General features: G+C 58.6%; 24 protein-coding genes. 23 read left to right on the forward strand and 1 reads right to left on the reverse strand.

The features are described from left to right. Nucleotides 1–6 precede the first annotated feature (6 nt). Nucleotides 7–933, reverse strand: a complete 927-nt coding sequence (locus H8709_RS05305) for an ACP S-malonyltransferase (RefSeq protein ID WP_262397338.1) — start codon at nucleotides 931–933, stop codon at nucleotides 7–9. A gap of 375 nt (nucleotides 934–1,308) precedes the next feature. Between H8709_RS05305 and H8709_RS05310 the strand changes: the two genes are divergently transcribed. The 23 genes from H8709_RS05310 (at nucleotide 1,309) to rpmC (ending at nucleotide 19,321) form a co-directional block, all read left to right on the forward strand. Then, entirely contained in the window at nucleotides 1,309–2,301 is a 993-nt protein-coding gene (locus H8709_RS05310; RefSeq protein ID WP_262397339.1) for a 3-oxoacyl-ACP synthase III family protein, read from the forward strand. A gap of 331 nt (nucleotides 2,302–2,632) precedes the next feature. After that, entirely contained in the window at nucleotides 2,633–3,376 is a 744-nt protein-coding gene (gene fabG / locus H8709_RS05315) for a 3-oxoacyl-[acyl-carrier-protein] reductase (protein ID WP_262397340.1), read from the forward strand. Nucleotides 3,377–3,474: 98 nt separating this feature from the next. Then, on the forward strand, nucleotides 3,475–4,713 hold the full coding sequence (fabF, locus tag H8709_RS05320; RefSeq protein WP_262397341.1) for a beta-ketoacyl-ACP synthase II: 1,239 nt from the start codon (nucleotides 3,475–3,477) through the stop codon (nucleotides 4,711–4,713). Nucleotides 4,714–4,761: 48 nt separating this feature from the next. Beyond that, nucleotides 4,762–5,229, forward strand: a complete 468-nt coding sequence (gene accB / locus H8709_RS05325; protein ID WP_262397342.1) for an acetyl-CoA carboxylase biotin carboxyl carrier protein — start codon at nucleotides 4,762–4,764, stop codon at nucleotides 5,227–5,229. A gap of 338 nt (nucleotides 5,230–5,567) precedes the next feature. After that, nucleotides 5,568–6,008 (forward strand): 3-hydroxyacyl-ACP dehydratase FabZ, encoded by a 441-nt coding sequence (gene fabZ / locus H8709_RS05330; RefSeq protein WP_449354413.1) that lies wholly within the window; start codon nucleotides 5,568–5,570, stop codon nucleotides 6,006–6,008. Between the two features lie 12 nt (nucleotides 6,009–6,020). Next, entirely contained in the window at nucleotides 6,021–7,376 is a 1,356-nt protein-coding gene (accC, locus tag H8709_RS05335; RefSeq protein WP_262397343.1) for an acetyl-CoA carboxylase biotin carboxylase subunit, read from the forward strand. A 102-nt stretch (nucleotides 7,377–7,478) separates the two neighbouring features. Then, nucleotides 7,479–8,324, forward strand: a complete 846-nt coding sequence (gene accD, locus H8709_RS05340; protein WP_262397596.1) for an acetyl-CoA carboxylase, carboxyltransferase subunit beta — start codon at nucleotides 7,479–7,481, stop codon at nucleotides 8,322–8,324. Then, nucleotides 8,317–9,123 carry an acetyl-CoA carboxylase carboxyltransferase subunit alpha gene (locus H8709_RS05345; protein ID WP_262397344.1) on the forward strand — a complete coding sequence of 269 codons (807 nt, stop codon included), beginning with the start codon at nucleotides 8,317–8,319 and terminating at the stop codon, nucleotides 9,121–9,123. Before accD ends, H8709_RS05345 begins: the two co-directional genes overlap by 8 nt. A gap of 82 nt (nucleotides 9,124–9,205) precedes the next feature. Beyond that, on the forward strand, nucleotides 9,206–9,439 hold the full coding sequence (acpP, locus tag H8709_RS05350; protein WP_262397345.1) for an acyl carrier protein: 234 nt from the start codon (nucleotides 9,206–9,208) through the stop codon (nucleotides 9,437–9,439). A gap of 180 nt (nucleotides 9,440–9,619) precedes the next feature. Then, nucleotides 9,620–10,759: a sodium ion-translocating decarboxylase subunit beta gene (locus H8709_RS05355; RefSeq protein ID WP_262397346.1), complete on the forward strand. Its 1,140-nt coding sequence runs from the start codon at nucleotides 9,620–9,622 to the stop codon at nucleotides 10,757–10,759. Between the two features lie 32 nt (nucleotides 10,760–10,791). Beyond that, a complete protein-coding gene (locus tag H8709_RS05360) occupies nucleotides 10,792–10,941 on the forward strand; it encodes an OadG-related small transporter subunit (RefSeq protein WP_262397347.1) in 150 nt (49 codons plus the stop codon). Between the two features lie 108 nt (nucleotides 10,942–11,049). After that, nucleotides 11,050–12,468 carry a proline--tRNA ligase gene (gene proS / locus H8709_RS05365; protein ID WP_392391666.1) on the forward strand — a complete coding sequence of 473 codons (1,419 nt, stop codon included), beginning with the start codon at nucleotides 11,050–11,052 and terminating at the stop codon, nucleotides 12,466–12,468. A gap of 188 nt (nucleotides 12,469–12,656) precedes the next feature. Beyond that, nucleotides 12,657–13,751, forward strand: coding sequence for a glycerol dehydrogenase (locus H8709_RS05370; protein ID WP_262397349.1), 1,095 nt, complete (start codon nucleotides 12,657–12,659; stop codon nucleotides 13,749–13,751). Nucleotides 13,752–14,447: 696 nt separating this feature from the next. Then, the gene (gene rpsJ / locus H8709_RS05375) at nucleotides 14,448–14,759 is read left to right on the forward strand and encodes a 30S ribosomal protein S10 (RefSeq protein WP_262397350.1); all 312 of its coding nucleotides are present in this window, start codon (nucleotides 14,448–14,450) and stop codon (nucleotides 14,757–14,759) included. A gap of 69 nt (nucleotides 14,760–14,828) precedes the next feature. After that, entirely contained in the window at nucleotides 14,829–15,464 is a 636-nt protein-coding gene (gene rplC, locus H8709_RS05380; RefSeq protein ID WP_262397351.1) for a 50S ribosomal protein L3, read from the forward strand. A 17-nt stretch (nucleotides 15,465–15,481) separates the two neighbouring features. Beyond that, nucleotides 15,482–16,105, forward strand: coding sequence for a 50S ribosomal protein L4 (rplD, locus tag H8709_RS05385; RefSeq protein WP_262397352.1), 624 nt, complete (start codon nucleotides 15,482–15,484; stop codon nucleotides 16,103–16,105). Beyond that, nucleotides 16,105–16,398, forward strand: a complete 294-nt coding sequence (gene rplW, locus H8709_RS05390) for a 50S ribosomal protein L23 (RefSeq protein WP_262397353.1) — start codon at nucleotides 16,105–16,107, stop codon at nucleotides 16,396–16,398. Before rplD ends, rplW begins: the two co-directional genes overlap by 1 nt. A 121-nt stretch (nucleotides 16,399–16,519) precedes the next feature. After that, nucleotides 16,520–17,350, forward strand: a complete 831-nt coding sequence (gene rplB, locus H8709_RS05395; protein ID WP_262397354.1) for a 50S ribosomal protein L2 — start codon at nucleotides 16,520–16,522, stop codon at nucleotides 17,348–17,350. 27 nt (nucleotides 17,351–17,377) lie between these two features. Further along, nucleotides 17,378–17,659, forward strand: coding sequence for a 30S ribosomal protein S19 (gene rpsS, locus H8709_RS05400; protein ID WP_191509319.1), 282 nt, complete (start codon nucleotides 17,378–17,380; stop codon nucleotides 17,657–17,659). A gap of 24 nt (nucleotides 17,660–17,683) precedes the next feature. Further along, on the forward strand, nucleotides 17,684–18,019 hold the full coding sequence (rplV, locus tag H8709_RS05405; RefSeq protein ID WP_262397355.1) for a 50S ribosomal protein L22: 336 nt from the start codon (nucleotides 17,684–17,686) through the stop codon (nucleotides 18,017–18,019). 20 nt (nucleotides 18,020–18,039) lie between these two features. After that, nucleotides 18,040–18,705 carry a 30S ribosomal protein S3 gene (gene rpsC / locus H8709_RS05410; protein ID WP_262397356.1) on the forward strand — a complete coding sequence of 222 codons (666 nt, stop codon included), beginning with the start codon at nucleotides 18,040–18,042 and terminating at the stop codon, nucleotides 18,703–18,705. Continuing rightward, entirely contained in the window at nucleotides 18,705–19,127 is a 423-nt protein-coding gene (gene rplP, locus H8709_RS05415; protein ID WP_262397357.1) for a 50S ribosomal protein L16, read from the forward strand. Before rpsC ends, rplP begins: the two co-directional genes overlap by 1 nt. Further along, nucleotides 19,127–19,321 carry a 50S ribosomal protein L29 gene (gene rpmC, locus H8709_RS05420; protein ID WP_262397358.1) on the forward strand — a complete coding sequence of 65 codons (195 nt, stop codon included), beginning with the start codon at nucleotides 19,127–19,129 and terminating at the stop codon, nucleotides 19,319–19,321. Before rplP ends, rpmC begins: the two co-directional genes overlap by 1 nt. The last annotated feature ends 9 nt before the right edge of the window (nucleotides 19,322–19,330 follow it).

Here is a 19,330-nt window from a genome sequence, read left to right on the forward strand (position 1 = left end):
TTTAGGTTACAGGGACAATTCCGCGATGGCTGTCCCCAAAGTTTTCTTGTTTTCGATGTGGAGGTTGGGCATGCCCTTGAGGGTCTTGCGCACCAGCCCCGTCAGCACCTTGCCCGGCCCGAGCTCCACGAAGATGCTGGCCCCCGCTTGCCGGATGTTCGCAAGCTCTTTTGTAAAGAGGACCGGGGACACCATGTGGCGGGCCAGATAGGAGGGCATGTCCGTGAGATCGGCGTCGCAGTCGCCGGTCACATTGGAATAGAAGGGGGCTTTCCCTTTCCCAAAGGGAATGGAGGCGATGGCCTCTTTAAAGGAGACGGCGGCCTCCTCCATGAGCCGGGAGTGAAATGCCGCCGACACCCCCAGTTTGACGGCCCGGTGGCCCATTTGGGTGAAGACTTCCACCGCTTTGGCGGCGGCGTCCAGCTCCCCGGCGATGACGGTCTGGACGGGGCTGTTGTAATTGACCGGCAGCACATAGCCGTCGATGCCCTCACAGACTTCCCCCACCTTCTCCGGGTCACAGCCGACGATGGCGTACATGGCCCCCGGATGGCGTTCACCCGCCTGCTGCATGGCGCGGGCCCGGGCGTCGATGACCCGGAAGCCGTCCTCCATGCTCATGACCCCGTTGGCGCAAAGGGCCGCGTATTCGCCCAACGAGTGGCCCGCCATGGCCATGGCCGGGGGCAGGTGATCCTTGCACAGGGTGTAGCAGGCAAGGCTCATGGCAAAGATGGCCGGCTGGGCGTTGATGGTCTGGGAGAGGGCGTCGGCGTCCTCCCCAAAGGAGACGGCGGCGATATCACGGCCCAGGATGTCCCCGGCGCACTCATAGATCTGGCGGACGGCGGGGGAAGTGTCGTAGAACTCCTTGCCCATGCCGCAGTATTGAGAGCCCTGGCCTGCGAAAAGATAAGCTACTTTGGTCATGTCAAACCTCCATTTTGATGGCTTCGCGACGAAAAATCCTGCCATTTGCCACGATTTTCACAAAATCATCATTGACAAATCGGCCGTCAGTCACTATCATAATAAAATGTAACGGCTATTATATTTTTTATAAAAATTGGAAATTCCTAGCAGCGCGTGAGAGCGCCCTTTGCAGAAAAAGAACCTCCCAGCCACAGGCTTTTGCGGGAGGCTTACCAAAATTACTATAACAATAAACCCCGAGAAAATCAAGGCGCTGGGGGAAAACTTCACAAGAAATGAGCGGGAGGCCGCCAAATACGGCCCGCGGGCGGCTCCCGAATGAAAGAGCATGAGCAAAAGTCCGCGCGCGGGAAGCGGAGACAGGGAAACGATATGGGAATTAAAATTTTAGGGATGGGGAGCTATATTCCTCCCCTCTGCGTGGAAAACGAGGCGTTCACCTCATTTTTGGATACCTCCGACGAGTGGATCACCTCCCGTTCCGGCATCAAGACCCGCCACATCGCCGACGGGGAACTGACGGTGGAGATGGGCGTCAAGGCGGCCAAGGGGGCCCTGCGTGACGCGGGTGTGGAGCCCGACGACGTGGATCTCATCATCTTCAGCACCGTCACCGCCGATTTTTATTCCCCCTCCATGGCCTGCATCGCCCAGAGCGGGCTGGGCATTGAGGAGTGCATGTGCATCGACGTCAACTGCGCCTGTGCCGGGTGCGTCTACGCCATCGACATGGCCCGGCGGTATCTCGTGAGCGGGGACGTCAAAAAGGCGCTGGTCATCTCCTCCGAGCGGCTGAGCCAGATCACCAACTACGAGGACCGCTCCACCTGCGTCCTGTTCGGGGACGGGGCGGCGGCCTATTTGCTGGAAAAGTCCGACGCCTTCTATACCTCTTATATGGGCGCCGACGGCACGGGGGCGCATCTGCTCTTTGCCCGGCGTCCGGAGAAAAAGACGGTGTTCATGGAGCATGACGTGCCCGCGCTGCCTGAAGAGTATGTCGACTGGCCCGACGGCGTCCTCTATATGGACGGAAGAGAGGTCTATAAGTTTGCCACCCGCATCATGCCCCGGGCCGTGGAAAAGGCGGCGGAGAAGGCGGGAGTTTCCACCGAGTCCATCGACCTGCTCATCCCCCACCAGGCCAATATCCGCATCATCAAGACCGCGGCCCAGAAGCTGCACATCCCCATGGAGAAGGTCTTCTGCAACTTGGATAAATACGCCAACACCTCCAGCGCCAGCATCCCCATCGCCTGCGAGGAGGCAAGACGCCTGGGCCGGATGCCGTCGGGCACCCGGGTGTGTCTGGTGGGCTTCGGCGCGGGGCTCACCTACGGCGCGGTCATCTTCGACGTGGAATAAGGGCCCCGTGTACTCCGTGGCTCTGGGTGGGGCCGGCCGCCTTTTCGATCGTGGCGCTCGCCCCCTATGCGCGCCGCTCCCAGAGGGCGCGGACGGGAAAGCGGGCCCTCCCGCGAACCCTAGGCGTCCCGGACTCATCGCCGGCTTCGATACGGCGCCGGACAGCACAAAAGCGAAATACTTCGGCTGCGCCCCCCATCGGCGGGTCAGGCGCACAGATTGATAGGGGGCCTTTGACGGCCCGCCCCGTCCGCCGCAAAGCGGGCCGGGAGAATAGAAAAAGCGCCCTTTTTGAGGGCATGGGACACAGTGAGAAAAAGGAGTGTTGATTTTGGCAAAAACAGCGTTAATTACCGGAGCCTCCCAGGGCATCGGCGCCTGCATCGCAGAGCGTCTGGCCAGGGACGGCATGAACATCGCGGTCAACTGCCGCGGCGAGGTGGAATTTGAAAACGGCGGCAAGCAGGTGGCGGCCAAGTGCCGGGAGTACGGCGTGGACGCCGACTGCTTCCTGTGCGACGTCACCGATTTTGACGGCTGCGGCGAGATGGTCAAGAAGGTGGTGGCCCGTTTCGGCAGCCTGGACGTGCTCGTCAACAACGCCGGTATCACCCGGGACGGTCTCTTGGTGCGCATGAGCGAGGAGCAGTACGATGCGGTCATCAATGTCAATATGAAGAGCGTCTTCAATATGACCCGCTTTGCCGGGGCCCAGATGATCCGCCAGCGGGGCGGGCGCATCGTCAACGTCTCGTCGGTGGCGGGGCTTTACGGCAACGCCGGTCAGTTTAATTACAGCGCCTCCAAGGCGGGCATCGTGGGCATGACCATGACCGCCGCCAAGGAGTTGGGCGGGCGCAATATCACCGTCAACGCGGTGGCTCCCGGCTTTATCAACACCCAGATGACGGCGGTCCTCCCCGACAAGGTCAAGGAGGAGGCCCTCCACGGCATCGCCCTCCGGCGCTTCGGCGAGGTGGAGGAGATCGCGGCGGCGGTGTCCTTCTTAGTGGGACCGGATTCCACCTATATCACCGGCCAAACCCTGGTCATCGACGGCGGCATGGTGATGTGATTAAATACTAATTGTATAAATTAAGATAAATAATACTGAAAATCCCCTGTCCGAGGCCTTAGGGCCCCAGGGGAGGATGGAAAGGTATGGGAAAAGGCATGAACAGAGTGGTAGTGACTGGCATCGGCGCGGTGACGCCGGTGGGCACGGGCGTGGCGGAGATGTGGAAGAACATCCAAGCGGGCATGTGCGGCATCGGGGAGATCACCCATTTCGACACCAGTGATTTTGATATTAAGCTGGCGGCCGAGGTCAGAGACTTCGACCCCACCGCGTATATCAGCAAGAAGGAAGCCCGGCGGATGGACCGGTATTGTCAGTTCGCCTGCGCGGCGGCAAGTTTGGCCCTCACGGACGCGGACAGCAAGTTCGAGGACGACGATCCGTTTCGGGTGGGCGTCATCCTGGGCAGCGGCATCGGCGGCATCGGCACCTTCGAGGAGGAACACCTCAAATCCATCGAAAAGGGCTATAACCGGGTGTCCCCCTTCTTTATCCCCATGATGATCTCCAACATGGGCTGCGGCATGATCGCCATGCAGCACGGCTTTAAAGGGGCCAACTTCACCGCCGTCACCGCCTGTTCCTCGGCCAACCACGCCATCGGGGAGGCCTATCGCAACATCAAATACGGATATCTGGATGTGGCGGTGACCGGCGGCGCGGAAGCGACCATCACCAAGTTCGCGGCGGCGGGCTTCCACAACATGGGGGCGCTGACCAAGAGCCAGGACCCGACGCGCGCCTCCATCCCCTTTGATAAGGAGCGCAGTGGATTTGTCATGGGCGAAGGCTCGGTGATGCTCGTTTTGGAGGAACTGGAGCACGCGAAGAAGAGAGGGGCCAAGATTTACGGGGAAGTCGTGGGCTACGGCGCCACGGCCGACGCCTATCACATCACCAGCCCCGACCCCGAGGGCGCGGGCGCAGCCAAGGCCATGGAGCTTGCCATTGAAGAGGCGGGCATCCGTCCGGACCAGGTGGGGTACATCAACGCCCACGGCACCTCCACCCCCATCAACGACAAATATGAGACCAGAGCGGTCAAGAAGGTCTTTGGGGAGCAGGCGAAGGAGATTCCCATGTCCTCCACCAAGTCCATGACCGGGCACATGCTGGGCGCGGCGGGCGCTATGGAGACGGCCGTCTCCGTCTTGGCGCTGCGCGACGGCGTGCTGCCGCCCACCATCGGCTTCCAGGTGCCCGACGAGGAGTGCGATCTCGACTATGTCACCGAGGGCGCACGGAAGGCGGATATTACCTATGCCATCACCAATTCACTGGGCTTCGGCGGACAGAACGCCACCCTGTGTCTGAAAAAATATCAGGGCGAATAAGCCCGTCAAACTGCGGCGCTCCCAGAGACGGGGCGCGGGGAGGAACCTATGGAACTGAATGTAGAAAATATCATCAGCCTGATGGACCGGGTGGCAGAGGATCAGCTCACCCGGCTAGAAATTGAAAGCGAAGGGGTGAAGCTCGTCATCGAGGGAGCCAAGACCGAGATGGTGCTTCCGCCCATGCCCGCGGTGCCCATGCCTATTCCCGCCGCCGCACCGGCCCAGGCGGGCCAGGCGCCGGCCGCCGCTCCCGTGCAGGAAAAGGAGGTGCGGGGCCAGGTGGTCAAGTCCCCCATTGTGGGAACCTTCTACCACTCGGCCGCGCCGGAAAAGCCCCCCTTCGTCAGCGTGGGGACCCGGGTCAAGAAGGGGGATACCCTCTTTATCATTGAGTCCATGAAGCTGATGAACGAGGTGCCCAGCGAGTTTGACGGCGTCGTCGCCGACATCCTCATCGATAACGCCCAGCCGGTGGAGTTCGGCCAGCCCGTCATGGTCATCGACCCGGCGTAAGGCGCCGGGCTGTAACGCATTGGCAACATAAACGCGTGCGACGCGACGGCGGTGCGGAAGGAAACAATTGCGCGTCATCCCGCCCGCAGGCCAGCTACCGCTGGAGGATGCCGCGCTGTAACGCATATGGGCCTGTAACGCGGGCAACGCGGCAGTGATGCGAAAGGAAACAATTGCGCGTCATCCCGCCCGCAGGCCAGCTACCGCTGGAGGATGCCGCGCTGTGACGCATACGAACCAGTAACGCGGGCGACGCGACAGTGGTACGATGAAAACCAAGAGCGCGACAACCCCCGGCGGAGCCGGAGAAAAGAGGTAAGAGAGTGGAAGAAGTGCTGATGAACCAAGAGCAGATCAAGAAAATTATCCCCCACAGGGACCCGTTTCTGCTCATTGATGAAATATTGGAGCTCACCCCCGGCGAACGGGTGGTGGCGAGAAAGACTTTAAAGGAAGACGAGTTCTGGTTTCAGGGCCATTTCCCGGGCATGCCGGTACAGCCGGGGGTGCTCACGGTGGAGATGCTGGCCCAGGCGGGCGCTGTCTGCGTGCTGAGTTTAGAGCAGTTTCAGGGCCATGTGGCCTTTTTCGCGGGCATCGACAAAGCAAGGTTCCGCCAGCAGATCAAACCCGGCGACACCGTCCTCTTGGAAATGGAGATGCTCAAGCTGAGAAGCAGCATGGGCGTGGGCAAGGCCACGGCCACGGTGAATGGAAAGCGGGCGGTGACGGCGGAGCTCACCTTTGCCATCGGCCCCAAGGCCGCGGGCGAAGAATAGTGGAGGGACGCCATGTTTAAAAAGATTCTGATTGCCAACCGCGGGGAAATCGCGGTGCGGATTATCCGGGCCTGCCGGGAGCTGGGAGTGCGGACGGTGGCCGTCTTCTCCCAGCCGGACCGGGACGCCCTCCACGCCCAGATCGCCGACGAGGCCATCTGCATCGGCCCCGCGGCCACCAAGGACAGTTACAACAATATCGCGGCCATCCTGTCGGCGTGTGAGATCACGGGGGCGGAGGCCCTCCATCCCGGGTTCGGCTTTCTTTCCGAGAACGCCGCGTTTGCCCGGATGTGCGGGCGGTGCGGGGTCACCTTCATCGGGCCGAAGCCGGAGTCCATCGAACTGATGGGGGACAAGGCCACGGCCAAGGAAACCATGAAGAAGGCCGGGGTGCCGGTGGTGCCGGGCTCCGACGGCGTGGTGGAAAGCCTGGAGGACGCCAAGGCCGTCGCCAAAGAGATCGGCTACCCGGTCATGGTGAAAGCCAGCGCCGGCGGCGGCGGCCGGGGCATCCGCTTTGTGGGGAGCGAGGCGGAGCTGGAAGGCGCCTTCACCGCCGCGAAACAGGAGGCGCTGACCTTCTTTGCAAACGGCGACGTGTACATCGAGAAATTCATCGTGGGCCCCCGTCACATCGAGGTCCAAATCCTGGCCGACCGGTTCGGCAATGTGGTCCATCTGGGAGAGCGGGACTGCTCCATGCAGCGGCGCAACCAGAAAGTGCTGGAGGAATCCCCCTCCCCGGCCCCCTTTATGACCGGGGAGCTGCGGGAACGGATGGGGCAGGCGGCCTGCGCGGCGGCCAAGGCCTGCGGCTATGAAAACGCGGGCACGGTGGAATTTCTGGTGGACGAACAGGGCAACTTCTACTTTATGGAGATGAACACCCGGGTCCAGGTGGAACACCCGGTCAGCGAGCTTGTCTCGGGGGTGGACATCGTCCGCCGCCAGATCCTCATCGCGGCCGGGCACAAGCTGCCCTATACCCAGGCGGACATCCAGCTCAAGGGCCACGCCATCGAGTGCCGCATCAACGCCGAAAACCCGGCCCTGGGCTTCCGCCCCTGCCCGGGCACCATCGAGGCGCTGCACATGCCGGGGGGCCCCGGCGTGCGTATTGACAGCGCCATCTACCAAGGGTATACTATAACTCCGTACTACGACTCCATGATCGCCAAGCTCATCGTCTACGCCCCCACCCGCAAGGAGGCCATCCTGAAAATGCGGTGGGCGCTGGCTGAATTTTTAGTGGAGGGCGTTGACACCAACATCGAGTTTCAGTTAAACTTGGTCAAGGACCCGGACTTCGAGGCGGGCAGCTTCGACATCGGCTTCTTGGATCGGAAGAACTTTGCCCATCAGTAGGCCCCGCCCCCTGGGCAAAGGGCGCAAAAAAGCCCGGGGGCTTGGTAAAAAGGAGGGAACGCCGTCGTGTGGGAGGAACTGTTTCAAAAGGTAAAGACCCGGCTGGACATCGAAGACACCTCCGAGGGAAAAGCAAAAAAAATCAGCATTCCCAGCGATCTGCTGTTTAAGTGTCCCCGCTGCCAGCAGGTGGCGCTGATGGAGGAATTTACAGCGGGCGGCAAGGTGTGCAAAAGCTGCGGTTATCACGCCCGGCTCAGCGCCCGTGAAAGACTGGAATTAACGGTTGACAATGAGACGTTTAAAGAATATGATACCCTTATGAAAAGCAGAAACCCCATTGATTTCCCCGGCTATGAGGAGAAGGTGAAGGAACTTCAGAAGAAGACGGGCCTCTCCGACGCGGTGGTCACCGGCGAATGCGAGATCATGGGGGAGCAGTGCGTGGTGGCGGTGATGGACTCCCGGTTTATGATGGCCTCCATGGGTTCGGTGGTGGGAGAAAAGATCACCCGCGCCTTTGAGCGGGCCACCGAGAAGCGCCTCCCCGTCGTCATCTTCACTTCCTCCGGCGGCGCCCGGATGCAGGAGGGGATTCTCTCCCTCATGCAGATGGCCAAGACCTCCGGCGCCTGTGCCCGGCACAGCGACGCGGGGCTGCTTTACATCACCGTCCTCACCGACCCCACCACCGGCGGCGTCACCGCCAGCTTTGCCATGCTCGGCGACATCATCATCGCAGAACCCAAGGTGCTCGTGGGCTTTGCCGGACGCCGGGTCATCGAGGGCACCATCAAGCAGCGGCTTCCCGACGATTTCCAGTCGGCGGAATTTCTCATGGAACACGGCTTTGTGGACATGATCGTGGAGCGCCGGGAAATGCGCAGGACTTTGGCGGACCTTATCCGCCTGCACGGCGCGGGAAAGGCGGGTGGATTTGATGAGTAAATTGACCGCCTGGGAGCGGATGGAGCTCATCCGCCAGAAGGAGCGCCCCACGGTGCGCGACTATATCCCCGTCGTCTTCGACGAATTTTTTGAAATGCACGGCGACCGGCTCTACGGCGACGACCACGCCATTGTGGGCGGCATCGGTGTCCTGGACGGGACCCCCGTCACCGTCATCGGCCAGCTCAAGGGCAAGACCATCGAGGAAAACAAGCACGCCAATTTCGCCATGGCCCACCCGGAGGGGTACCGCAAGGCCCTCAGGCTGATGCGCCAGGCGGAGAAGTTCCACCGTCCGGTCCTCTGTTTCATCGACACCCCCGGCGCGTTCTGCGGCGTGGAGGCCGAGGAGCGGGGCCAGGGCGAGGCCATCGCCAAGAACCTGTTTGAGCTCATGCGCCTCAAGACGCCGGTTATTTCGGTGGTGCTGGGCGAGGGAGGCTCCGGCGGCGCGCTGGGGCTGGGCGTCTGCGACCGGCTGGCCATGCTGGAAAACGCCGTCTATTCGGTCATCTCCCCCCGGGGCTGCGCCAGCATCCTGTGGAAGGACGCCTCCAAAGAGAAGGAAGCGGCCAATGTGCTGAAAATCACGGCGGAGGACCTCCAGGAATTCGGCGTGTGCGACGATATCTTGGCGGAACCCACGGGCGGCGCGCACAAGCAGCCGGAGCTCATGGCCCAGACGCTCAGAGACTACCTCATCCACACGGTGGGGGTGCTGCGGGACTGGGACGAACAGGAGCTTTTGGACGCCCGCTATCACAAATTTAGGAAAATCGGTGAATTTTCCGAAGAGTAGTGCATATCCATAGGGTTACCTGGTGAAAGATCACCTTAACTTATAGAAAATAAAATCTAAAGTCATTTGAGGAGGAACAGCAATGGTACTGGAGAAAGTCAGAGAAATTCTTTGCGATCAGCTGGATGTCGACGAGGAGCAGGTCACCATGGAGGCCAGCATCACCGACGACCTCGGCGCGGACTCTTTGGATGTTGTCGACCTTGTCATGAGCATCGAGGAGGAGTTCGACCTGGAATTCCCCGATGAGGAAGTCGAGAACATCAAAACCGTCGGCGACATCGTCAAGTACATCGAGTCCAAAATCGACGCATAGGAAACGCTTGGAAGAGCCGCCGCACATCCGATTGTGCGGCGGCTTTCTTTTGCGGCGGAAAGGTTCGCATTTCTTATTGAAAAAACCGAGTTTTTCTCCTATAATGGAGGAGAATCCCTGTTTCCGGCGCGCCGGGGCAGGGAAATTGGACAAGCAAACGAATGAAAAGGAGCGGTGACATTGGATTTTCTTATCGCCGGCCTGACGGCGATTACCTGGAAACAGGTGGTCATGTGGGCCATCGGAGGACTCCTCATCTATCTCGCCATCAAAAAGGACTATGAGCCCGCCCTCCTGCTGCCCATGGGCTTTGGCGCTATTTTGGTCAACCTCCCGTTGAGCGGCGTCATCAACCAGACCGTGCAGGGCATCGGCGAGGTCAACGGCATCGTGGACTGGCTTTTCAACATCGGCATCGCGGCCTCGGAGGCCCTGCCGCTGTTACTCTTTATCGGCATCGGCGCCATGATCGACTTCGGCCCCCTCCTCTCCAACCCCAAGATGTTCCTCTTTGGGGCGGCGGCCCAGTTCGGCATCTTCCTCACCATCACGGTGGCGGTGCTCTGCGGCTTCGGGCTCAAGGACGCGGCGGCCATCGGCATCATCGGCGCGGCGGACGGCCCCACCTCCATCCTGGTGTCCCAGGTGCTCAAGAGTAACTACATCGGCCCCATCGCGGTGGCCGCCTACTCCTATATGGCCTTGGTGCCCATCATCCAGCCCGCCGCCATCAAGCTCGTCACCACCAAAAAGGAGCGGCGCATCCGGATGCCCTATAATCCCAAGAACGTCTCCCGGGCCACCCGCATCCTCTTCCCCATCCTGGTGACGGTCATCGCGGGCATCGTGGCGCCCCAGTCGGTATCCCTGGTGGGCTTTCTCATGTTCGGCAACCTCATCCGGGAGTGCGGGCGCTTGGACTCCCTGAGCCAGACGGCCCAAAAGGAGCTTGCCAACCTGGTGACGCTCTTACTCGGCATCACCATCTCCGCCAGCATGAAGGCCGAGCAGTTTGTCTCCCCCTACACTTTGCTCATCATGGCTCTGGGCCTCGTCGCCTTTGTCTTTGACACCATCGGCGGCGTCCTCTTCGCCAAATTCTTAAACCTCTTTCTCAAGCATAAAATTAACCCCATGGTGGGCGCGGCGGGCATCTCCGCCTTCCCCATGTCGGCCAGAGTGGTGCAGAAGATGGCCCTCAAGGAGGACAACCAGAACCATCTGCTCATGCACGCGGTGGGCGCCAACGTCTCGGGCCAGATCGCGTCCGTCATCGCCGGTGGCATCATCCTGGGACTGGTCCCCGGCATGATCCATTGACCGCCCGGGCGTCTTAGAAAGGGAGAAACAATATGAATGTGGATATGAACGCGCTTTCCCAGTCCTTTGAACTCATGGGCAAGGGAATGCTGGGCATCTTTGTGGTCATTGGGCTCATCTTCCTGCTGGTGGTGCTGTTAACCAAGTTTACCTCCGGCAAAAAACCCAAGGAAGACGAATAAATTCCCGCATCCTCCGGCCCGGGCCTTCCGGCGCCGTCATCAAAGCGAGGCCGCTCCGACGGCACGCGATATAGAAAGGTTGGAACAAACGTGGCAGATCAGAAAAAAATGGTGGAAGCCATCACCAAGATGGACGAGGACTTCACCAAATGGTATACCGACGTGGTCATCAAAGCGGATTTGGTGGACTATTCCAGCGTCCGCGGCTGCATGATTTTCCGCCCCTACGGCTACGCGCTGTGGGAGAACATCCAGCAGATCTTCGACCGCAAGTTTAAGGCGACGGGACATGAGAACGTCTACATGCCCATGCTCATCCCCGAGAGCCTCCTCGAAAAGGAGAAGGACCACGTGGCGGGCTTCGCCCCCGAGGTGGCCTGGGTCACCCACGGCGGCAGCGAAAAGCTCACCGAGCGCCTGTGCGTGCGCCCCACCTCCGAGACCCTCTTCTGCGACCATTACGCCCATGTCATCAAGTCCTACCGGGACCTGCCCATGCTCTATAACCAGTGGTGCTCGGTGGTGCGGTGGGAGAAGACCTCCCGCCCCTTCCTGCGCAACGTGGAGTTCCTCTGGCAGGAGGGCCACACCATGCACGAGACCGCGGAGGAAGCCAAGGAAGAGACCCAGCGGATGCTGGGCATCTACGCCGAGACCTGTGAAAACGACCTAGCCATCCCGGTGATCAAGGGCCGCAAGACCGACAAGGAGAAGTTTGCGGGCGCGGAGGAGACCTATACCATCGAAGCCATGATGCACGACGGCAAGGCCCTCCAGAGCGGCACCTCCCACTTCTTCGGCGACGGCTTCGCCAAGGCCTTCGACATCACCTTCACCGGACGGGACAACACCCTCCAGCACCCCTTCCAGACCTCTTGGGGCGTTTCCACCCGCCTGATCGGCGCCATCATCATGACCCACGGCGACGACAACGGCCTGGTGCTTCCCCCCGCCGTGGCTCCCATCCAGGTCATCATCGTCCCCATCGCCATGCACAAGGAGGGCGTCACCGACAAGGCAAACGAGGTTCTGGAGCGCATTCAGAAGTTCTGCCGGGCCAAGATCGACCTGACCGACAATTCCCCCGGCTGGAAGTTTGCCCAGTACGAGATGAAGGGCGTGCCCCTGCGTCTGGAAATCGGGCCCAAAGACATCGAGAAAAACCAGTGCGTCCTGGTGCGCCGGGACAACCGGGAGAAGTATTTCGTCTCGTTGGACGAATTGGAAACAAAGATCCCCGAGCTTTTAAAGGCCGTACACGACGGCATGTACGAAAAGGCCCGCAAAAACCGGGAAGAAAAGACCTATGAGGCCAAGAGCCTCGACGAGCTCAAGGAGATCGCTGAGACAAAGCTCGGCTTCATCAAGGCCATGTGGTGCGGCGATCAGGAATGCGAGGAGAAGCTCAAGGAAGTGGCGGGCGTATCCTCCCGCTGCATGCCCTTTGAGCAGGAGCAGATCTCCGACACCTGCGTCTGCTGCGGCAAGCCCGCCAAGAGCATGGTCTACTGGGGCAAAGCCTATTAGGCACCTGCCGGCGCGTGCGGCGCGACAAGTGTTACAACCAAGGCCCCTGCCGCGGCGACCCGTCCCGGCAGGGACCGCGCTGTGGCACCCATTGCAACAGTAACGCGTGCGGCGCGACAAGTGTTACAACCAAAACCCCTGCCGCGGCGACCCGTCCCGGCAGGGACAGAGGAAAGGTGGTCAAACAGATGGCAAATATCATCATCAGCCCGAGCAGATATGTGCAGGGCCAGGGAGAACTGAAAAACTTAAGCGGCTATGTGAGCAAGATGGGCAAATCCATGCTCATTCTCATCAGCGAGGGGGGCAATAAGCGCATCGGCCCCATGGTGGAGGAGAGCTTCCAGGGAACCGGCATCGCCGTGACCTTCGACGTCTTCGGCGGCGAGTGCTGTGAGACGGAAATCAATCGTCTGCGCGAGGTGGTCGCGAAAAATAAATGCGACTGCGTTATCGGCGTGGGCGGTGGTAAGATTCTCGATACCGCCAAAGCGGTGGCCTATTATGAAAAAACACCGGTGGTCATCTGTCCCACCATCGCTTCCACCGACGCCCCCTGTTCGGCCATCTCCGTCATCTATACCGACGACGGCGTGTTCGAGCGGTATCTCTTCCTTCCCCAGAATCCCAACCTGGTGGTGGTCGATTCCTCCATCATTGCGGCGGCTCCGGCCAGACTGCTGGTCGCGGGCATGGGCGACGCCCTGGCTACCTATTTTGAGGCCAGAGCCACCAAGGCCAGCCGCAGCGACACCTGCGCCGGCGGCAAGGTGACAAGCGCCGCCATGGCGCTGGCGCGCCTGTGCTACGATACCCTGATGAGCGAGGGCGTCAAGGCCAAAATTGCCATGGAAGCGGGCGTTTGCACCGAGGCGGTGGAGAAGATCATCGAAGCCAATACCTACTTAAGCGGCATCGGCTTTGAAAGCGGCGGCCTGGCCGGCGCTCACGCCATCCACAACGGACTGACCTGCATCAAAGAGTGCCACCACCTCTACCACGGCGAGAAGGTCGCCTTCGGCACCCTGACCCAACTGGTCCTGGAAAACGCCCCCGAGGACGAAATCGAGGAAGTGGTTTCCTTCTGCATCGAAGTGGGACTGCCGGTCACTTTCGCCCAAATGGGCATCAAGAAGGTGGATAAGTCGAAACTTATGGAAGCGGCCACCCTGGCCTGCGGCGAAGGGGACACCCTGCGCAACATGCCGTTGGAAGTCTCGCCGGAAAAGGTGTGCGCGGCCATGATCGCGGCCGACGCCATCGGAAGATACTTTATGGAATAAAAGAAGAAGCGGCGGAACCATTTGGTTCCGCCGCTTTTCTAAGATGTGAGAAAAGAATGTGCCCGCCCGCCACGCTACGAGGGGCCACCTGCCAGTGGGGATGCCGGACAGTCGCGGCGGTTGCGCGTTGGCAATGATAGCGCGGGCGTCGCGGCAATGTTGCGTATAAAGCTGGGAGCCCGTCAACCTGACCGGAGGTCCGTGTCGGGCAGACCCAGGCGTGGCGGGCGCCGCATCCCGGGAAAAAATAAAAAATATGTCCAAAATTGACGGAAAAACTTCGTGAAAGATGGTCAAAGCGACAAAGTTGCACTTGACCAGTATTTTCCTCGTAAAAATGCAAAAAAAGCTTGCATTTAAGCCATTTTTATTGTATTATATACAAGCACGACTGCACTAGATATGCGATGAAGCGGGAGGTTGCTGCTCTGAGAAGCAGGTAATTTCCGCCGAGTATGTCCGATTTTAAACCGGGCGACAAAAAATACTGAAACCGCGAAAAATCTTGGGAAAGCTGCGCTTTTCCAGAATTTTTGGCGCTTTGCGTAGGGCGAAAAAACGCCCATGTCCCGGCTAGACGTGTGGTTTTCCACAGTTTAACCGGTTTTTTAAACGGCCGAGCACGGAACACACGGCTCGGTGTTCAGTTTTTTGATCGTTGCCCCGCACAAGCAAAATTATGAGGAGGCGATGGTAGTGGCAGTCAAAGAAAACATCAGAATCAGACTGAAGGGCTATGACCCCAAGCTGGTCGACGCAGCGGCTGAAAAGATCGTTGCAATCGCAAAGAGGGAAAACGACAAGATTTCTGGTCCGATCCCCCTGCCCACCGAGAAAGAGGTCATCACCATTCTGCGCGCTGTCCATAAGTACAAAGACAGCCGCGAGCAGTTTGAGATGAGAACCCACAAAAGACTCATCGACATAATTAAGCCCTCGAAGAAAACCGTCGAGGCTTTGTTAGGTCTTGAGCTTCCTGCCGGCGTGGACATCGAAGTCAAACTTTAATTTCACGCGGTCAGGTCATGTTGGCCCCGCAAAGGGAGTCAACCAATAACCATAGGAGGTAAGTAGAGTATGCAAAAATGCATCGTAGGCAAAAAGATCGGCATGACCCAGCTTTTTGACGAAAAGGGAAAAGTCATCCCTGTCACCGTCGTGGAAGCGGGCCCCTGCGTGGTCGTACAGAAGAAAACCGTCGACAACGATGGTTATGAGGCTGTACAGATCGGTTTCGGCGATATCCGTTCCAAGAACGTGAACAAGCCCATCGCCGGTCACTTCGCAAAGGCGGACGCCCCGGTCAAAAGAACCCTCAAAGAATTCCGTCTGGACAACTGTGAGGAAGTAAACGTCGGCGACATCATCAAAGCTGACAAATTCGAGCTCGGCGACAAGGTCGACGTGTGCGGCACCAGCAAAGGTAAAGGTTATGCCGGTACCATCAAGCGCTGGAACAACTCCCGCCTGAAAGAGACCCACGGTTCCGGACCTGTGCATCGTCACGCCGGCTCCATGGGCGCGTGCAGCGACCCGTCCAGAGTCATGAAGGGCAAGAAACTGCCCGGCCACATGGGTTCCGAGACGGTCACCGTCCAGAATCTCGAGGTAGTAAAGGTAGATGCAGAAAACAACCTGATTGCGCTCAAAGGTGCAATCCCGGGTCCTAAGAACGGGATTGTCTTTATCACCGACAGCGTGAAAAGGGCTTAAGGGAAGGAGGAAGCACGATGCCAAAGGTTACAGTATTTGATATGGCGGGAAAGAACGTCGGCGAGATCGAGCTTTCCGATGCTGTCTTCGGGACCGAGCCCAACAAGTCCGTCATGCACGACGCTGTTGTCAATTACCTGGCCAACCAGCGTCAGGGCACCCAGTCCACCAAGACCCGCACTGAGGTCGCAGGCGGCGGCCGCAAGCCCTGGAGACAGAAAGGTACCGGCCACGCAAGACAGGGTTCCATCCGGGCTCCCCAGTGGAGACACGGTGGTATTGCCCTGGGCCCCAAGCCCCGCGATTACAGCTACACTCTCAACAAAAAGGTGAAGAGACTGGCTATGAAATCCGCCCTCTCCAGCAAAGTGCTCGCTGGCGAGATGGTGGTGCTCGACGCGCTCAAGCTCGACGCCATCAAAACCAAGAGCGTTGTGGCAATGCTGGGCGCTTTGGGCGCTGACCGCAAGGCACTGATCGTACTGCCGGAAATCGACAATACGGTCATCAGAAGCGCTAAAAACATTCCGGGCGTCAAGACCGCCGTGGTCGGCACCCTGAATGTGTACGACATCCTTAACTACGATAAATTTATCGTCGTCAAGGACGCTGTGGCAAAGATCGAGGAGGTGTATGCATAATGAGAACCGCTCAGGACATCATTATCCGCCCCATCATCACCGAGGCCAGCATGGAGGCCATCGGCATGAAAAAATACACGTTTAAAGTGGCCAACGACGCCGGCAAGATCGAAATCGGCAAAGCTGTCGAGGAACTCTTCGGCGTCAAGGTTCTGAAAGTCAACACCATGCACGTCAGAGGCAGAAAAAAACGTCAGGGCCGGAATGAGGGCTATACGCCCGATTGGAAGAAAGCCATTGTAACTCTCAAAGAAGACTCCAAAGGCATCGAGTTCTTCGAGAGCATGGTGTAGTCCCTGCTGGAAAGAAACAATACGCGAGGGACTTGTATGGGATACTCATAAATCCCGCTAAACCAAGTTCTTTTGAGCGGAATCTTCCGCGAAACAGAATTTATGAGGAGAGTGAAACCGAATGGCGATCAAAAACTACAACCCGACAACCGCCGGCCGCCGTGGCATGACCACCACCGACTACAGCGGGCTGTCCAAGGTCGCTCCGGAAAAGAGCCTCTTGGCTCCTGTGAAGAACACTTCCGGACGCAACAACACCGGTAGAATCACGGTTCGTCACCGCGGTGGCGCCAACCGGAAAAAATACCGCATCATCGATTTCAAGAGAGATAAGGTCGGCACCGCCACCGTTCTCACCCTGGAATATGACCCCAACCGTTCCGCACATATTGCCTTGGTGCAGTATGAGGACGGCGAGAAACGCTACATCATCGCACCGGTCGGGCTCAAAGTGGGCGACACTGTTTCCACCGGCGCCGATGCTGATATCAAACCGGGCAACGCGCTGCCGATGGTCAACATCCCCGTGGGTACCTTCATCCACAACGTGGAGATGTATCCCGGCAAGGGCGCACAGCTTGCCCGCGCCGCCGGTATTCTGGCACAGCTCATGGCAAAAGAAAACGGATACGCACTGATCCGTCTGCCTTCCGGCGAGCTTCGCAATGTTCCTGTCACCTGCATGGCCACCATCGGCCAGGTCGGCAACGTTGACCACGAAAACGTCAACTACGGTAAAGCCGGCCGCAAACGCCACATGGGCTGGAGACCCACCGTCCGCGGTTCTGTCATGAACCCCTGCGACCATCCGCACGGCGGTGGTGAAGGTAAATCTCCGGTCGGCCGTCCGGGCCCTGTCACCCCGTGGGGCAAACCCGCGCTGGGCTACAAGACAAGAGCGAAACATCACCGCTCCGACAAGTTCATTGTCAAGCGTCGCAACGCGAAATAGAGCGACAGGAAAGGAGGCAGATGATCAATGGGTAGAAGCGTAAAGAAAGGCCCTTTCGTACAGGAGGCACTGTATAAGAGAGTCGTTGCTATGAACGAAGCAGGCGAAAAGAAGGTTCTCAAAACCTGGAGCCGCGCATCTACGATATTCCCCGAATTCGTTGGACACACCTTTGCCGTCCACGATGGACGCAAACATGTGCCTGTGTATATTACTGAAGACATGGTCGGACACAAACTCGGTGAGTTTGCTCCCACCAGAACCTTCAAAGGCCACGCAGGCTCCAAAAAATCGAATACCGGAAAGTAAAGAAGGCCGGAAGGAGGATTACCTATGGAAGCAAGGGCTTACCTCAGATATGCCCGTATTGCGCCCCGCAAGGTCCAGATTGTGCTTGACCTGATCAGGAACAAACCGGTCGACGAGGCGATGGCGATACTCAAGTATACACCGAAGGCTGCATGTGAGCCTCTTCAGAAGCTCCTGAAATCGGCCGTGGCAAACGCGGAGAACAACAACAATATGGATAAGAACAATCTGTTTGTTGCCGAGTGCTTTGTTACACCGGGTCCGACTCTGAAAAGAATCAGACCGAGAGCACAGGGCCGTGCGTTCAGCATCAAAAAGAGAACTTCGCACATGACCCTGGTTCTGAAAGAAAAGGAATAAGCTGAAAGAGGAGGTAAACTATGGGCCAGAAAGTTAACCCACATGGTCTCAGAGTGGGTGTCATTAAAGATTGGGATTCCCGCTGGTTTGCTAAGGACGATGCTTTCGGCGATATCCTCGTTGAGGATTATAAGCTGCGTAAGTTCCTTAAAAAGACTTTGTATGCCGCCGGCGTCCCCCGCATCGAGATCGAGCGCGATGCCAAGAGAATTAGAATCAACATCCACTGCGCCAAACCCGGTATGGTCATCGGCAGAGGCGGCAGCGAGATCGAGAAGCTCCGCAAAAACTGCGAGGCACTGATTGGAAAACCTGTTTTCCTCAACATCGTTGAGGTCAAACAACCCGATAAAAACGCACAGCTGGTGGCCGAGTCCATCGCGTCCCAGCTCGAGCGCAGAATCTCCTTCCGGCGCGCCATGAAGCAAGCCATTGGCCGCGCTATGAAGTTGGGAGCAAAGGGTATCAAGACCTGCGTGTCCGGCCGTCTGGGCGGCGCGGAGATCGCCCGCGTCGAGCATTATCACGAGGGCACCATCCCGCTGCAGACCCTGCGCGCAGACATCGATTACGGTTTTGCTGAGGCGAACACCACCTATGGTAAAATCGGCGTCAAGGTGTGGATCTACGCCGGAGAGGTACTGCAGGAAGTCAGAAAGCCTCAGAGGGAAGGAGGCAGAAAATAATGCTTCTACCGAAGAGAGTAAAATACCGCCGTGTCCACAGAGGACGCATGAAGGGCAAAGCCATGCGCGGCAACTTCATCTCCAACGGCGAGTTTGGTCTGCAGGCGCTGGAGCCCTCCTGGGTTACCTCCCAGCAGATCGAGGCAGCCCGTATCGCCATGACCCGTTACATCAAGCGTGGCGGTCAGGTTTGGATCAAAATTTTCCCCGACAAGCCCGTCACCGAGAAGCCGGCTGAGACCCGCATGGGTTCCGGTAAAGGCAGCCCCGAGTACTGGGTGGCCGTCGTCAAACCTGGACGCGTCATGTTCGAGATGGGCGGCGTCAGCGAGGATATCGCAAGGGAAGCTATGAGACTCGCGGCTCACAAGCTCCCGTTAAAGTGTAAATTTATTACAAAGGATAAGGAGGAGGAGAAGTAATGAAAGCGACAGAGATTCGTGATATGACTCAGTCCGAGCTCAACCAGAAGCTCGCGGACCTCAAAGCTGAGCTTTTCAACCTCCGGTTCCAGCACGCGATCAACCAGTTGGATAATCCGATGCGGATTAAGGCTGTCAAAAAGGACATCGCCCGCATCAAAACGATTATCCACGAAAAAGAGAACGTGCAGTAACACGGAAGG

This window comes from Zongyangia hominis (genome assembly GCF_014385095.1).
Lineage (GTDB): Bacteria > Bacillota > Clostridia > Oscillospirales > Ruminococcaceae > Zongyangia > Zongyangia hominis.